Raw genomic sequence first — 15,837 nt, 5'->3', positions numbered from 1 at the left:
TTTATGGAAAATATTCGCATATATGGAAGTATCGTTCTTATTCTGTAAATGACTTTCTCATCACATTGTCTCTTAAAAAGCGGCTCCATCCTGTCGCCCTGTCGAAATTCAACAGAGGATACAATTTGTCCAGCGATGGAACGGCATGACTTTGATCGGCAGACATGAAATCATCCCGCTCCATCCATGATATCCCGACGCTTACCCTGTCCATATAGTCAGGAATTCCATGACAGGCGCTCACGGGAATCATTCGTCCCAACGCTATACGCATTCGGGTGGTTATCGCCGAAAGCCTGCCGGACATGAGACGGTTGCCTATGCGTGTGAAAGCGGAATACATGTCGGCGCTCGGAACAAATTCATCCTCGTCATTGTGAAAGAAATAAAGAACCCCTTCGTCAGAATGATAATGCGGTTGGAGCGTTCCGTTTATTTTCTGGAAATACATCTCCTCCTCGCTGTCCGCCTCCATTCCGCCACGCAGTCGCAAGAACTCGTCCACGTACTCCTTTGCATCCTGTACGACCCCGTCAATATACTCCATGTTACAAAGGGTGAGGTCCCTGCCGTCATCCTCCCCCAGCACGTTCCCCCAATGCGCCACGGTGGCGGGAACGTATTCCCGCATCGCCTCCAGCAGGACGGGATGGTTGTCCAACGCATGCATTAGCTGCGCGTAATTTCCTCCTATTCCCGGGACGAGGTGCGCCGAACCCAGCGTATAGGCGGCACGCTCCTTTATCTGGTACAGGTTTTCGAGCATGTTCATCAGGCACGCGTCCCAATATATCAGGTCCATTTTCACCCCGGCACGTCTCAGCCCCTCTTCCAGTTCAAAAATGGAGATATTCTCGTTCGTGTTGTCATCGAAGGCGACACCACGTGTGCCCGCCTCTGACGGATAATTTTTCTCCACCGGCTGGTCCCCGATACTGAATCCGTCCCCATGGTTCCACAAAATCAGGACATAATGTTTGGCGGGCAGACGCCGTCGGGTATCAAGGATGTAGTCGGCGATATTCCGCGGATCGTCCAGACGGAACTCCCGGTCGGCCACACATTCATTTTCCAGACCGTTCTCTGTCAGCGTAAAAAGGCGGGTGCCTCCATAAGCGCCCGCTTCCTCCTGTAACTCTCTGGAGAACTTCAATTTGGCGGAAAAATGGACGCGCGGCGTATAGCCGTAACTTTCCGTCTGTTCCAGATTATATATCATATTTTCATCCAGATCACCGCCTCCACAACCATACATCATGACCGTGTAGTCCGCATCCGGTCCCGTAGGACAAATGTCTCCGTTGTTCTCATGCCTGTCACAGGACACGAGCACGAGAAGCGCCAACGATAAGGAATAAAGAATTCCGTCAGATATTCTTTTCATTTTTCTTCTTTTTTTATTGATACGATGAAAATTGAGATAACCGGCACTAAAATGCGGGTAGGGAAATAGACTCAATCCCCGGAAACAGTGACGCCTTGCACCTACCATATTATCATGATCGCTTTTGCGGTATGTGTCGGTATAATTGACTTGGACTGTCCGCCCGTATAACCGGTTCAAGACGCCCGCAAAACCCGCTACATCTTATGGGCTTTCCCAACATCCCTCCCCAAAAGGTCATATCGGTTCAGGACTGACAGCCATTTTCACATTGTCTTCTCTTTTGGACAAGGCAATAGGACCAATATGCCCTAAAAATATTTTTTGTCATGGCTAGGGAGGGCGTATGGTCTCAAGGTAACGTCAAGCGCCTTGGAGAAACGGACTTGAATGAGGGGAACAAAAAGGGTACCAGCGTTTCCCAAAGTCCGGCTATGCCATGCGTGGAACGGACACCCGGTATTTCACCGGGATGCCCGTTCGGCAACGCGGATGGAATAATTATCACATCCTGATATCACTGTCCTCCTCACCCCATTCTTCGACCGTCACCGTGAACCTGATAGGTTTTCCCAGAATGTCCTTACCCGGAACCGCGGGATCGGGATCGATCAGCGGATCCTTGGGGTTGGTGGGGTCCTGTGGATCCGGATCGGGCTTTCCGGCTCCTCCCCCCTCACTGCAGAAGTCTAGTGTATAGATATATTTCTTACCTGGTTGCCAGTCTATTTCAACGGGTACGGCCGCGAAACCGAACAGTCCGGCCGTTTTCGGGAAAAGTTGTGTCTTGTTGTCGCCATCCACGTTGAAAATCTGGCACAGCACGGAAATATAAACGCCGGTGGTGTCTCTGGTGGCATTCCACTTGTGTTGTTTTTGCGGGAGCAGCATGAAATTGTCATTTCCGAACATGAGGGATTCGGCGTCACCCGTCAGGGAAAACTCGTCACCCCTTATCACATAAGCCCGGGAAGGGGCGTCACCCCCCTTCAGATTGTCCCATTTTTCCTGCCTCAATACATAGCTGGCGTCGGTCACCTCGTCAGGAAACGTGAAATCGCCCTTTGTGGCCACGTTCGCAAGTTTCACACCCCGGACATTGATTTTTATGTTGCTGTTCGAGCACTTGGCCCTGAGCTCTATTTGCGAGAGGGCATGTTTAAAATTCATGGCCACGCCTCCCGCCTCGTTCGCTTCCCGTGTCCCGCTGTTATAGGAGACCACAAGGTCCTTTTGTCCGGATACCGTATGGGCGGGTTCGAATCCAAGGATTTTTTGGGATACGTTGTCTATTTTCACCAGTGTGGTGTCCAGATGGGAATAAGCGAAGAATCTCACACGGTAATCCGGCCAGAAATATACGCGGTCACAATTCCATGTGTTCCCCCCATCCGTCGATCTTACCCCGTTGTGTGTCATCAGGACGGGCTCACTACCGACCGCCGTGACATAGAACACGTCCAGGTTGCTCTGCGATATCGTGTTGGCACGTGTGACAGGATTGTCCAATGAGGTGCGGAAAAAGATACCCTTCCCGTTGTTTACCTTCACCACATCGTCGTTGTTACAGGAAGCCAGGGCTGCTGTAGCCAGGACTCCAAATAAAAGTTTCGTTTTCATAAGATAAATAGTTAAATGAATATGTTCTTATTATACATGCATGTTTACATGGGGATATCAATGTTCATGTTTTGCCATTCGTCCACACTGGGGCGGAAACCGCCGCCATTGGTAATCGGTCTGGGCAGATGGAGGCTGTCAATTATTATGGGGACATCCCGGGGATCCTTCGCAGTGTGAATACGGGAGGTCACATCATAGGAATAATAGTATTTGCCGCCGTCAGCCAAAAAGGCATAGACGGTCAGTATGTGCTTTTTCCCCGGTGGAGGGGGACAGCCAAAACATAGGAAATCGGCGGTCAGCGTGGTTGAGTCCCCGCGGATGATTCCAAAGGGCACGGTGACGACTTCCGTGCCGGTGACTCCCCTGCCGGCAAACAAACCTCCGGACATGCCAGAGAGAGCTCCGCTTATGCCATCCGGGGCGATGTGTTTCAGGTTTTCCACATGTCTGATTTCCAACCGGTACCGGCATACGGCTTCTTCCGGGTAAAGCGTAAGAAGCCTGTCGGATTCTCCGATACAGACCCCGTCCGCACGGGCGCACCAGAGCCTGTCGGGGGATCTGGCGACACGTTCCTCCTGTGTCCCGTCGGCGCGCGGCGTAGAAGCGGAACGACGTACCAGAACATCATTGACGGTATAAGCCTCAAAATCCGTAAACCGGCCGATGTTGCGATAGAGAATGGACCTGGTGTCACTGTTCAGGCACAAGATCTTGTAACAACCGGTGGGTACAGTGATATTTCCACCACGACAGTCGGCAAGCCCGTATGAAAGGACATCCCCCCCGTCTTGAGGAAACAGATAGAGTCGCATGCTTGACGGACTGGCTTCCGCTGCATTCTTCCAGTCGAGGACGACACGCACATCGACCGTGTGGGAATGGTCATAACAAAGTTCTTTATGCTCACAGGAAGCGAGCAGGAACACGAGAATTCCCAGCGGAGAGAAAAGAAGGACGGACAGATTACGGAAAAATCTCATAATACACCTCCCTTTCTTGATTTGCGGCACCCGTTTCCGGGCAGCCACAGCAATGAGATCCCGGCCCTGGTCGGCCCGAACCAGTAGTGCATGCCGGTCCGTTCCCAGACATAATGGCTGTCAGCCGGAGTATACTGTTCGTATCTGCCGGACAGACAGCCGATGCCGATACTGAAATCAAGTCTGAGCTGGCGGTGGAGGGAAAGGGAATAGCCGTATTCGAAACCGCCGCCGTAGCTGAACCTGCTTAAATATCCCGGTCCGCCCAATTCAAAATCATAAGTCAGGGCTTGCAGGTAAAGTCCGGCATGATGTCCGGCAAACGCTTTTTCTGCCACATGTGCGCCGAAATACTTGCGGATCTCCAGCTCTCCACCGTAAACACGCCAGTAATCGTGACGCCTGTCATTTTTCCACCAGGCATATTGCCAGCCGCACCCTACGCTCCATCCCCTGCCAAGGGCGTATTCCAGGCCGATATTGGGCACGAGGGCGATATCATAGAGCAGATTGCTTTTCAGGGCCATACGACAATGTCCGTGTGTATTTTCCGGTATTCCTGAATGCATGCCACCACGCGGTGGGATTACCGTGTCGGGGACAGCACCGACGAACTCCCGTATGGGGGATGCCCCCTCTTGTGTTTTTCCCTCCCGTATCTGGATGGTTGGGGAGTGGGCGGGCTGCGCCTCTTCAAACTCGCATACGATTATGCCCCGGCGCAATTCCGGCATGAAGTGTCTGAGCATATAATGCCATACGCGTCCCTCATGCAGCATCATGAGCTGACTTTTAAGCTTTTCTTTCGTCATGTCACCGCGATCCGCTTCTCCCATGATTTCATTCAGGACGGTAAGAATCTCGCCACGGCAAGGGAGGTCGGAATCCACGACCAGACGATACAAACCGTCCCAATCCTCGCCACGGCTTGACAAGACGAACAGTGAATCCGGGAAAGAGAGGCGTTCCTGAAGGTATGAACGGATTTGGATGGCACGCTGCCAGGACAGTCTCTCGTTGAGGGCCGGATTTCCCTCGACGGAGGAACCTGAAATGATGCGGATATGCCGCGGGTGACACGGGACCCGCTTTCCCACGAAACGTATGCTTGACACGAAGCTCTCCAGTTCCCTGGCATTGTCATGCAGGATGGATTCCAACGTGGAACTTCCACGGTCAAAATAAACGAAGGCCCGCAGACTGTCCCCTGAAGGTAAGAGGGGTATGGGGATTAAAAGAAAGGCCAGAAGCGACACTGTACGAATAAGTCTCCTGTTTGTTTTCATAAGATTTGTTTTTTATGGTTCAATACCGCCTCATCTCTCCTCCGGAACCAAATAATCCCGCAACATGATATCGATTTCTGTATCGGAAGGAAACGGGGCGTGTACGTCAATAATCCTGTCATTCTCATCAAACAGCATGAAGCGCGGGATGGCGGTGATGCCGTATTCATCCTCCAGCATTTTGCGTGAATGTTCCGTCGCCCTGTACTGTTTCCATCCGGGACGGTCAGACGGGGCATTCTTCAGCCATGCATTCCTGTCCTCGTCAATGGAAAGACCTATGATTTCCAGATGTCCGTCCTTGCGGCGCCTTTCCACCAATTTCTCAAGAAAGGGAATTTCCCGGCGGCAGGGGCCGCACCATGAGGCCCACACGTCAACATACCGTACCCTGCCCTTCAGGGCGGAGATACTGGTCCTGTTGCCATACCGGTCCTCCATTTCTATGTCAAGCAGCTCTTTCCCCCGAGAAAGGTCGTGCAGCGCCTTTATGGCGGATTCATATTTACGTCCCATGTCCTGCAACATTTTACTGTCCCTGCATGTACGGGTAAAAAGCGTATAAACCTCCTCCAAATTTTTTATGGAAGTCTCGTTGACCAGAGAGGAGCCGAGACAACGCTCGGATATATAGTCCAGCACTTCCTGGTTGGACACCCTTCTCCGTAATTCATACAGTATGTTGATATCTGAGCGTGGCTTCCCCGCGGCCTGCAAATCCCAAACCAGTACAAGGTTCGTCAGTCCGCTTCTGGCATTCTCCGGTTTGTCCAGGTCTATTCCTTCCGCGAATTTCCGGAACATCTCATCCGGCACATCGCCTTCGGGCGAGACATAAAGTTTGTAACTGGCACGGTAACAATAGAGATGATAATCCTTGCGTGCGTTCAGCTCTTTCGTGACGGAATTCACAAAATCCTTGTCTTTGACCTTTTCCAGCAACTCGGTGATCTTTGTGTATTCCTCCATAATTCCCTTCCTGTATTCAGGGAAACTCATCCGGGCTATCTCTTCCGGGTCTCTGGGGATGAACTCCTCGTTCATTTTACGGACTATCTCGCATTCATTGGCAACATTCCCACATATTCTCGGATACTGACCGGCTTGTGCCGGGTCAGACATGACATGTACCCGGGCGCCTTTTCGTAAATATAGATAAACGGATGTCGAGGTCTGTGGTATATACAGCATATAGACCCCGGGCGGTTCATCCATAGCGAAACGGCACACGAAAGTGCCATCCGTACCCACCGGGATGCTGTCAGCTTCCTCGTTGTTCTCCGAGAACAGCAATAACTCACCGGCCTCAAGATTTTTTAGCTTTCCGGTAAGCAGGATGTCATCGTCACAAAAACACCTTTTATAAAATAAAACGCTAATGATGACAACAATTATAACTGATATACCCGAACATCCGTAAGGGATTCTGTCTATTTTTCTATCATTCATACTCATACTTTAATCTCATATTTTATATTCCATGTAAAGGATAACACCCAATATTGTTATCCCAGATTCGACATATCGGCGTTGATTCTTTTCAGGCGACTGAATCCTCCAAGAAACATCTTGTATCCAGAATGAATCCGCAGTTAAAATCATAAAAAAATTCCACCGGAAAAGAACAATAATAACTGCGGATACTTGGTCTGACCTTTCAACACACAATTGATTTTAACACAAAAGTCGATAATCGCGAAGAAAGGTGTGGTCCGTATCGTACAAACAAAAGATCCTTTCGTTCAAAAGAGAAAAGAGGGCTTAATGTACAAGGATGCATATTGTACAAGTATCTGTTTTTCAAGGGTCTGCTTTTTATCTATAAAAGTCAGGATGAATGACAATATATATTTGACTATTTGCTCCTCTTTTAGTGTAAATACCCGATAAACTTCCTTATCATGGAGGTATGTTTATTTCGGCTGTCTTGGTTCTCCTTATCATCAATATATCGGCATTGCATAATGTACAGTAAGCAGTTGAGTTAATACATCTAGTGTGTTCTCTTATTCAAAAAATGTATTAGTTAATAAAGACATTCCAATTTTGTCTATTAGAGTGATTTTTAAGTATTATCCCCACACTATCTCGTTTTTTTCCGGAACTGTCCCGATTGTTTTCTCCATATATCCAGAAACAGTTCTTTCAAGTTTTTATTGAATTTTAGAGCAAGATAATAAGGACGTTTGCCGACCACATCGTTCTGCCATTCTTTTGGGTTGACACCATGTTCCTTACATGAACTTGGAAAAGAACAGAGTATAGCTGAGTTTTCAGTGACAATCCTGTTTCCATAGAACAAAAAGTTCTCTGGATTCAAAACTGTATTCTTATTTCATTTTCGACTCTATTATCAAAACTCTTGGATAATGCTATGGAACATCGTATTGGATAATGAATATTTAAGATGGATGATCGGTGGCATCTGATGACTTTTGATGATATTTGATGACATCGTTTTTCCAGTCTCGAATATAAATCAGTCCTCTGTTTTGTGTATAACAGCAAATTAGTTCATAAAAACAACATCACACTATGAACATCATAGGTGTATAAAAACAAAAAGTTCTCCAAATCCGAGAATAGGGATTTGGAGAACTCATTTTTTAGGACTCAATCGAAAGGAATCTGAAAAAGTCCTTATTTTCCAGTGCCCTCGCGAAGCGAGGATGATTTTTTCAGTCAACCTGTCCAAAGGATCGCCTTGCGCAGCCGGGGACAAAAGGTGGTCTTTGCGGGTAAGAAATAGGAATACGACACTAGTGGCCACAGACAGGATTATCTATAATTAGTTCGATCCCCCCTTCATTTATTTTATGTACAACCTTATTTGACTTAATTAATTATTGTTGGAATTTTTGTGCAGTATATGCACCTGCTCAATGATAATTCCTTGAAGGCATTGAACTTTATCCTCACATTTGGAAGCATCCAATTTAAGTTTCTCGTCAGCTTCAATATTGTTAAGAGCCTCACAGATTCTATCAAAACCGTATTGTGAAATGCAATAATTAATGGCTTTGATGTATCTGGTCTGTTTGGCTGCTTTTGCTCCAAATGCTTGGACGGTGGCTTTCATTAAAATTTCAGCTTGGCTGTATGTTCGGTGCTCTCCCTTTGGCAGCAGAGTACTTGTTACAATTGCCTTGCTTTGCATTAAGGAAGTTGTGGTATCTAAACCAAAATAACCTTGTGCGGCCGTGCCGTTCATTCCAAAACTATTGCTGAACTTTTTAATCTGCAACAGAAGCTCATCTTTGGAAACGATTCCGGCAAGTCCTATCCAATCATCCTTTGATGGGCATTGGGATAGATATGCTGTCGTTGCCACCCGTTGATAAGCATCAGCTACGCTGTCACACTCCACTATTTCTGCTTTGATCGGAATATCTAAGCTCCAAAGATTGATGTTATCCGGCTTGTCAAGACAGACTAATATTCGTGGTGCTCCTTCGGGAAGTCCATCAATCTCTTGACCATTGTAGTCGAATAGCTTAACATTTTCCTTAATGAACACTTCCGCATCTGTTAAACAGAAAATGGTAGGTAAAATTTTAGATTTATCCATTGCTGTATAAACCTTATCTTTACTAAAGTCTTTCTGCTTGATGGAATAGTCGGTGAATGCCGGAATAATATCTTGTTCTTCACCCTTGATTGAAACTGTGGCTACTGCGAGCCACTTAGGGGCTGTTTCCGTCCCAAAATTAATTATATTCATATCAATTAAATTTTAAAGGAAATAAATAGTCAGCCTTTGCGGGGATGACCGTTATTGTTCACTTTGATTTAAAAGATATGCTGTTCGTCTTCTTTTAGTGACCTACGCCTTCCGTAGGTGAAATAAGATTGTACTACAGTCTTTATCAGAAGATCAGTCGGCTGGTATCAAGAACCTTTCGACAATGTAAAGTAAGGCATATTATTAGAAGTGTCCAAACCTCTCAGTGGTAATTTCATGTCTCATCTGAAAACCGTGCGGATTAGTTAAATTATAAACACATCCCTTAACGTCAGCAAATGAATAATCCCCACCTGTATTGCTACAAGTGGAGAATTATTGGTTTAGAGTAGATTCTTCATCGCCTCGTCTATCTGCTCATTGTCGGAGCTGTCAAGATAGATCTGTGTCACTCTTTCAGAGCTATGCCCCATGATCTCACGGATTACAGCCGTTGAAACACCAGCCTTCTTCATTACAGTTGCTTGGCTATGCCTTGCCACGTATGTGGTCAAGTCTATAGGAATGTCCAAAGCCTTTCCTATCTCTTTCAGCCTTTGGTTGACCTTGGAGATAACCTTATGTACCCTGTTTGCTCTCTGTTGCTCAGTCTTGTGTTTAGGGGAGAGAATTGGAAACAAGTAAGGATTGTCTTCATTCCTGTATCTTTCTATCAAGCCCAAGGCTTGGGGGGCAGAGGGAGCTTGATCAGCTTCCCGGTCTTGCGTCTGGTGTAAATCAATCTTCCATCAATAAGATTCTCTTTAGTGAAATAGGCAATATTCACAAAGTTTATTCTCCCCACATAATAAGTGAATGCAAATAGGTCTATGGGAAGCCTCATGTACTTATTGGTGGATTGGTATTCCAATATCCTGTTTACATCCTCTTTAGATATAGCTCGCTTAGCTGTCTCTTTGTGGAGTTTGGAGACCTTGAAGGTGTTGAATGGATAATGTTCAGCTTTTACAATGTTCTCCTCAATCGCCAGATTGTACATGGCTCGTAGCGTTCTGAACCTTATTCCAATTGTGTTCTCTGCAAGTCCTTTCTTCCTTAGATAAGTTTCATATCTTCTCAGCCAAGTAACATCCATGTCAGAAAAGTAGATATTCAAATGCTTGTTGAACTCCATAAGAGAGTTATAAACTTGTTTGGTAGAGAGCATATAGCCACGCCTGTTCTCGTCTGCAAGACGTTGTAACTGCTCCAAAAACACATCTCCAACAGTTCTTGGTTTAACTTTCTTAGAAGTGTTATCTATTAAACTGTTGGCTGTAAAATCTTTATGTTCAGATTTTAGTTTAACTACTTGTTCCGTGAACTCATTAGACTTGTCTGCGATAATCTTGTTAATGTATTCTTTATTAGGGCAATTGTTCTTGGGCTTGTTCTTCTTGAAGTCCCAATGAGCAGGATGAACAGAAATTCCTAAACTTTGGTACTTCTTCTTTCCATCCTTACAGACCCTAATCATGAGCGGATGCTCGCCGTTTGATAATGTTTTAGACTTGTAGCACAAGATGTTAACGTTAGTATTCATAAGAAAACTGGTTTAACTCTTGGTTTAACTTTCTGCTCAAATCATGGGTGAAACAGGTAGGGTATAGACAAAAAAAGAGAGTTACTTTAGTAAGTAACTCTCTGGTTATTAAAGTGGTGCCACCAGCAACCGAAAATCGGTTTGTATAGCACTATTTCTCAATAAGTTATATCTTTATCACGATGTTAGTCCCTTGAATAAGGTTTTCACAGCTTTGCACCGTTCGACATTAGTTTGTATCTTGGGTACGATTTCTGAATACAAAGATAGTAATTAAGAAGTAAAAAACAAATAAGTATTAACGAATAATCTTGCCAACTTCACATAGTTTTTGAAAAGCAATACTTCCTGATAGTTTTTGGTATCTATTTAATCCTTTTTCTAACCCATTACATAATTCTTGATGTATATATGTTCCGACACTTAAAGCTGGAGTATTGTATAGAGTTTTAGCATATTGTAAATCAAATGTACAAAGTTGTTCTCTATTTTCTCTAATATCAGATACTGTTTGATTTATTCTATTATATTGTTGTAAATAATAAAAAGAGCATTTAGTATTTATTGAATCTTGGATTTTCATTTTGATAAAAATCTGTTGAGTTTTAATTTCTTGAGCTACTTTAAAAAACTTATCTATTGTTTCAAAATCGGAAGCTTTTAGTTTATTAGCAAACATGTGATTATATTTTAACCAACTATTCTCTTCAAAAATAATTCTTGAATAATATAATGGTTGTTCTGACAAACTGTTTCCTACAATCGCTTCCGCTTTCAATGTTTCAATATTTTCTTCAATATCCTGAATTTGAAGCTTCAATATAGTTGCTGCTGCTTGAAGTGCATTTCTTTTATTATTCCAATAGATAATAGCCGTAACACAAACAGTTATTGTCATTATAATAGTTTGTAAAAAATTTGATTCTAAAAAATTTTGTTCCATAAATATCTATTAAATTAATATATAATATCCTCCAGTTTTGGGCGCGCCTTTAAATTTTATCAAACCTTTGTCTTGTAAAATCTTGATATATCGCATAGTCGTTCTTAAGCTTTTGTTGATATGCTTACTGATTTCAGAAGCATTTAAGCCGGGAGTAGTTACCAATAGATTGAGAATAGCTTGTTCATTCTCGTTTATAGTATCATTTACTATGTCATTTACTATGTCATTTACTATGCCATTTACTATGCCATTTACTGTGTCATAGTTGGCAGAGTTAGAGATTTGGCGTTTGAATACTGCTGTAAACATCCCCTCTGTATGGAATTCCGGTTCAGGCAGATTTGCTTCCCTCATGGCTTCCTGCATACGAGGAATACCGGATGCAACTCTTTCTACTAAGTGCATACGGGTAAATAAACTGAAAATTAACGGATTACGTGTCATGCTTTTATGCCCGAAATCTTTAGCCACAACAGGCAGAAGTCCTCCGGGATTGGAAATCTCTACCCGGTCGTCAAACATTTCTATCATAATGCTTGCACCTTGTTCATAGTAATCACGATGTGACAGAGCGTTTATAATAGCTTCTTTAAATACGGTCAGAGGTATTTCCCAAATTTCTTCTCTTGGTCCTGTTCCCTCTATTTTATAGGCTACTTGCAGTTTACTTTCCAACCAAGCTATAGCCTGTAGGTATTGCTGGTACAATGAACCTCCGAATGTTTTATCATCTATAATATAGACTTTATTCGTTCCCTTGAAAAGAACACACCTTGTGGTAGCATGTGGAAACTTTCGTTCAGGTTGCTTGCCGAAGAACATCGCTGCACCGTTCTTTGCCGTTCCATTCTCGGTAAACAGTTCCAAGTTTTCAAATATTTGTTTGTCGGGTGTGGATGGACTTAGTTTTGCTTCTGTTCGGAAATCCTTAATCATCTGTTCATCTGCATCTGTGTAGATATTGAACCAATGGCAGGGTATATGGTCGAAGAAGATTTTGTTACACTCCTGAAAGAAGCTGCGCATTTCTTCGGCTGTGCGAAGTTTCTGTGAGTTTGCCCCCTCACGGACATAGATAGAACCGGAGAATATATAAGGTTTATCCTTGCCGGACGGAACATCAATCACCCAAACAGTTTTATTCACAATATTTACGGAATACAGTTCACAGTGGAGTGCAGGAGATATTTCGCTGATAGAACCTTGAATAGCAGAACGCTTATCGTTTTCTAAGTTAGTATCTACCACTTGCCCGTTATCATCTACTCCAATAAGCAAATATCCTCCGTCTGCATTGGCGAAAGCACATATTTCCTCTGTCAGTTCACGAACCTTTGAAGGAACACGAACTTTAAACTCCACATTGTAGCCCTCTCCACTGTCAATGAGTGATTGTATGGTTTCTGTATTCAGCATAAGTTTTTATGACGATGATACAAAATTAGTTATTATGAAAATTAATCAATTCTCGTTTTCTTCAGCCATTTTTTTATATCCCCAATCAACCAAATATTTAATGAATGGAATAAGCTCCTTGCCTGTCTTGGTTAAAGAGTATTCGACTTTTGGGGGAACTTGGGGATACATTTCACGATGAATCAAATTATCCATTTCCAACTCTCTCAAGGTTTGTGTGAGCATCTTTGTACTTATGTCGGATATTTCACGGCTCAGTTCACCATATCGCATAACCGTATGTTTTGACAGAGCCCAAAGAATACGTCCTTTATATTTCCCTCCTATCCGTTGGAAAGCAAAATCAAGCACACAAATATCTTTTTTAATGTTCTTATTCATTTTTATTTGAGCACATTAATTTGATAATCAATATTCGATACCTTTTAGTCTGTATCATACTAAATTGTACATACTTGATACAAAGATAGTAAACATTTAACTTTGTGGGAAATATTAAAAGCATAAAAATGAAAAAACAGAAAGCATTAATTCTTATAGACCTCCAAAATGATTATTTTGAAGGTGGATTATATCCACTGGTAGGCAGTTTGGATGCTGTATTAAAAGCGCAAAAACTTATACATTATTTTAGGTTAAATTCCCTACCAGTTATATATATACGGCATATTTCATCTAGACAGGATGCAACTTTTTTTCTACCTGATACTATAGGGGCAGAAATACATAGCAGTGTTGCTCCGATAAAAAACGAAGATATAATTATTAAACATTCTCCGAACAGTTTTTATCAGACAGAATTAAATAATTTGTTACAATCTAAAAATATCACAGATGTAGTTATTTGTGGTATGATGACACACATGTGCGTGGATGCTACCGTAAGAGCTGCTAAAGACTTGGGATATAAATGCACTATAATACAGGACGCTTGCGCTACTAAAGATTTAGAATTTCAAGGTTTTAAGGTAGAAGCAGAAAAAGTGCAAGCTATTTTTTTAGCTGCATTAACACCATTTTATGCCACTATTATATCGACTGACGAGTACATAAAATCATGTTTAACGACACTTTAAATTAAAGAAAATGAAAAGAATCCTTGAATTGAGCATATTTCAGTTATTGTCTGAATATACTCAACACAAAGCATCTGTTGCAGAGTTGACAGATGCTATCAATGAATTGACTGCTTATTTAGTAGAAATAAGTACAGTAGAACAGGATTATGCAGTCCTATTACGTTTTTATTCAATGGGATTAAACAAGCTCAAATTGTATCGTATGCAATTTGGGCAAAAGGAAAATACCCTTTACGCAATTTATTGATGAAGCAATAGGAATAATAAATACAGAAATTTATATTATAAGGTTACGAATTAAATATCCCGAACAGTTCAGGACACATTCTAATACACAACCACTTTCCCCTCTCTACCTCGCTGACAAGACAACCCTTATCAACATCATGGAAATGGTAAGCGGTTTGTTCCTCTCCAAAGACATCGTGTATCAGAACGGCAAGCCCGCCTACTTGGTGGACTTGGCGAAAGCCTTTGAATGGCTGTTCAACATCAAGATAGGCGACTGTTACCAAAAACATGAGGACGTGATAAAACGAAAGCCGGGCAAACTGACCGGGTTTCTTAATGGATTGGTAGAACTTATCAAAAAGGAACATGACAAGAAGGGGTACAGATAACCAACGGCTTACGATTTATTTATAGGGGATTCCATTAGTTCCCCTATAATTTCTTTGCACCTGTTTTCTGAACTTTGCTTCATCAATCGATTGACAGACCATAATGTATAATCAGAAAAATGAAGCAATCATGTATATAGACAATGACGATTTCAGCGTATGGATGCAGAAGCTGTACGCCAAACTGGAAGAACTCTGCAAGGATGTACGGGTACTGCGCAATGCCGACAGGGTGCTGCCCGAAGATGACAACCTGCTGGATAATCAGGACTTGTGCCTGCTGTTCAAAGTAAGTATCAAGACCCTGCAACGCTACCGGGCTATCGGTGCGCTGCCGTACTTCACAATCAGCGGAAAAGTGTACTACAAGGCTTCCGATGTCCGGGAGTTCATCAAGGAGCGGTTCAGCGTCACCACGTTGCGCCAGTTCGAGAAAGAACACTGCACGAAGAAAAAGAAGTGAATTAAAAAGCCGGGGCGGTTCTGTTCCGGTTTCGCTTTTGTTTTATGGCTTGCCTAATTTGTCGGCTTGCTCCCTTAGCTGCTCGGCTTGCTCGTTTAACAGCCTTGCCCGTTCCAACGCTTCCGCCTGCTTTCTGCTGCGGTATTCAAAGCCTTTCACCGAATCGGTCAGGCTTCGGATGAAATCGTTGTCCCGTTCCCTGCTGAACCTCGTTTCCAGCAAATCAAGGCTGCTGCCGTCTGCCTTTCCTTTCATCAGGATATAGCGGTATTTTATATCGTTGTCCTGTAACCGCTGCATTCTTTGTATAAACCGCACATTCAATGCAAGCGACACAAGACAAATGATTATCCCTGCTGAAAGAAGAAAGAACTTGGGTTTCAAATAGGGAGTTACCCGGTATGTCAGTTTGCCGTACCATGAAACGGGCATTGCTTCCCCTGTCGTTGTATCATCAGCCGGGAACAACACCTTTAACCGTTCCTTGAAATATCGGTGCGAGGTCACGATAAGCCCCTTTATATCTTCAAGGTCTTGTTTTTGGTTCTCGGACTGCCCTTTTCCGATACTGCCGATTTGGTTTAGAATCTCCCGTACCGTGTTTTCAGTAATGCCGGATTTACCTTGCATTTCCGAAATGCGCTGTTCGATAACGTCCAGTCGGTTAATCGTTTCCTCCCGGCTGGCTGGCGTTACCTGCTTCTCCTGCCGTTCTTTCAGTTCCGTAACCATAGAGAGAAGCCCCTCCAAAATTAAATTTTCTTCCATGT

The 15,837-nt window shown here is 43.6% G+C and carries 15 protein-coding genes and 1 pseudogene; 5 read left to right on the top strand and 11 right to left on the bottom strand.

The features are described from left to right. Positions 1 to 37: 37 nt before the first annotated feature. The gene (locus tag ACYQ0C_RS19045) at positions 38 to 1,384 is read right to left on the bottom strand and encodes a clostripain-related cysteine peptidase (RefSeq protein ID WP_016277438.1); all 1,347 of its coding nucleotides are present in this window, start codon (positions 1,382 to 1,384) and stop codon (positions 38 to 40) included. 329 nt (positions 1,385 to 1,713) lie between these two features. Here ACYQ0C_RS19045 and ACYQ0C_RS19040 point away from each other — a divergent pair, with 329 nt between their 5' ends. Further along, positions 1,714 to 1,899 carry a hypothetical protein gene (locus tag ACYQ0C_RS19040; protein WP_016277439.1) on the top strand — a complete coding sequence of 62 codons (186 nt, stop codon included), beginning with the start codon at positions 1,714 to 1,716 and terminating at the stop codon, positions 1,897 to 1,899. On the opposite strand, the gene ACYQ0C_RS19035 is transcribed toward ACYQ0C_RS19040, so the two are convergent. From ACYQ0C_RS19035 to ACYQ0C_RS18995, 9 genes and pseudogenes are all read right to left on the bottom strand, one after another. After that, the gene (locus tag ACYQ0C_RS19035) at positions 1,889 to 3,004 is read right to left on the bottom strand and encodes a fimbrillin family protein (RefSeq protein ID WP_016277440.1); all 1,116 of its coding nucleotides are present in this window, start codon (positions 3,002 to 3,004) and stop codon (positions 1,889 to 1,891) included. The genes ACYQ0C_RS19040 and ACYQ0C_RS19035 overlap by 11 nt on opposite strands. 44 nt (positions 3,005 to 3,048) lie before the next feature. Further along, a complete protein-coding gene (locus tag ACYQ0C_RS19030) occupies positions 3,049 to 3,993 on the bottom strand; it encodes a DUF5119 domain-containing protein (protein ID WP_016277441.1) in 945 nt (314 codons plus the stop codon). Next, on the bottom strand, positions 3,990 to 5,090 hold the full coding sequence (locus tag ACYQ0C_RS19025; protein WP_167330613.1) for a DUF3575 domain-containing protein: 1,101 nt from the start codon (positions 5,088 to 5,090) through the stop codon (positions 3,990 to 3,992). Before ACYQ0C_RS19025 ends, ACYQ0C_RS19030 begins: the two co-directional genes overlap by 4 nt. A 219-nt stretch (positions 5,091 to 5,309) precedes the next feature. Then, on the bottom strand, positions 5,310 to 6,728 hold the full coding sequence (locus ACYQ0C_RS19020; protein ID WP_167330614.1) for a TlpA family protein disulfide reductase: 1,419 nt from the start codon (positions 6,726 to 6,728) through the stop codon (positions 5,310 to 5,312). A 1,390-nt stretch (positions 6,729 to 8,118) separates the two neighbouring features. Next, positions 8,119 to 9,000, bottom strand: coding sequence for a hypothetical protein (locus tag ACYQ0C_RS19015; RefSeq protein ID WP_016277444.1), 882 nt, complete (start codon positions 8,998 to 9,000; stop codon positions 8,119 to 8,121). A gap of 344 nt (positions 9,001 to 9,344) precedes the next feature. Further along, a pseudogene (locus ACYQ0C_RS19010) lies at positions 9,345 to 10,543 on the bottom strand (phage integrase SAM-like domain-containing protein). A 298-nt stretch (positions 10,544 to 10,841) separates the two neighbouring features. After that, positions 10,842 to 11,486: a hypothetical protein gene (locus ACYQ0C_RS19005; RefSeq protein ID WP_016277446.1), complete on the bottom strand. Its 645-nt coding sequence runs from the start codon at positions 11,484 to 11,486 to the stop codon at positions 10,842 to 10,844. Between the two features lie 9 nt (positions 11,487 to 11,495). Next, positions 11,496 to 12,905, bottom strand: a complete 1,410-nt coding sequence (locus ACYQ0C_RS19000; RefSeq protein WP_016277447.1) for an ATP-binding protein — start codon at positions 12,903 to 12,905, stop codon at positions 11,496 to 11,498. 45 nt (positions 12,906 to 12,950) lie between these two features. Beyond that, complete coding sequence (locus ACYQ0C_RS18995; RefSeq protein ID WP_007653850.1) at positions 12,951 to 13,286, bottom strand: winged helix-turn-helix transcriptional regulator; 336 nt, start codon at positions 13,284 to 13,286, stop codon at positions 12,951 to 12,953. Between the two features lie 128 nt (positions 13,287 to 13,414). Between ACYQ0C_RS18995 and ACYQ0C_RS18990 the strand changes: the two genes are divergently transcribed. The 4 genes from ACYQ0C_RS18990 (at position 13,415) to ACYQ0C_RS18975 (ending at position 15,067) form a co-directional block, all read left to right on the top strand. Next, positions 13,415 to 13,981 carry a cysteine hydrolase family protein gene (locus ACYQ0C_RS18990; protein ID WP_032942014.1) on the top strand — a complete coding sequence of 189 codons (567 nt, stop codon included), beginning with the start codon at positions 13,415 to 13,417 and terminating at the stop codon, positions 13,979 to 13,981. A gap of 10 nt (positions 13,982 to 13,991) precedes the next feature. Next, positions 13,992 to 14,231: a hypothetical protein gene (locus tag ACYQ0C_RS18985; RefSeq protein WP_007653839.1), complete on the top strand. Its 240-nt coding sequence runs from the start codon at positions 13,992 to 13,994 to the stop codon at positions 14,229 to 14,231. Continuing rightward, the gene (locus ACYQ0C_RS18980) at positions 14,194 to 14,604 is read left to right on the top strand and encodes an RteC domain-containing protein (protein ID WP_007653837.1); all 411 of its coding nucleotides are present in this window, start codon (positions 14,194 to 14,196) and stop codon (positions 14,602 to 14,604) included. Before ACYQ0C_RS18985 ends, ACYQ0C_RS18980 begins: the two co-directional genes overlap by 38 nt. 130 nt (positions 14,605 to 14,734) lie before the next feature. Further along, on the top strand, positions 14,735 to 15,067 hold the full coding sequence (locus ACYQ0C_RS18975) for a helix-turn-helix domain-containing protein (protein WP_005645903.1): 333 nt from the start codon (positions 14,735 to 14,737) through the stop codon (positions 15,065 to 15,067). A gap of 42 nt (positions 15,068 to 15,109) precedes the next feature. Here the strand turns inward: ACYQ0C_RS18975 and ACYQ0C_RS18970 are convergent, their stop codons facing one another. Beyond that, the gene (locus tag ACYQ0C_RS18970) at positions 15,110 to 15,835 is read right to left on the bottom strand and encodes a hypothetical protein (protein ID WP_016277449.1); all 726 of its coding nucleotides are present in this window, start codon (positions 15,833 to 15,835) and stop codon (positions 15,110 to 15,112) included. Positions 15,836 to 15,837: the final 2 nt, after the last annotated feature.

It is taken from the genome of Phocaeicola sartorii JCM 17136 = DSM 21941 (assembly GCF_054653615.1).
The sequence above is the reverse complement of the archived record's forward strand: the minus strand, read 5'-3'. Positions and strand labels throughout refer to the sequence as shown.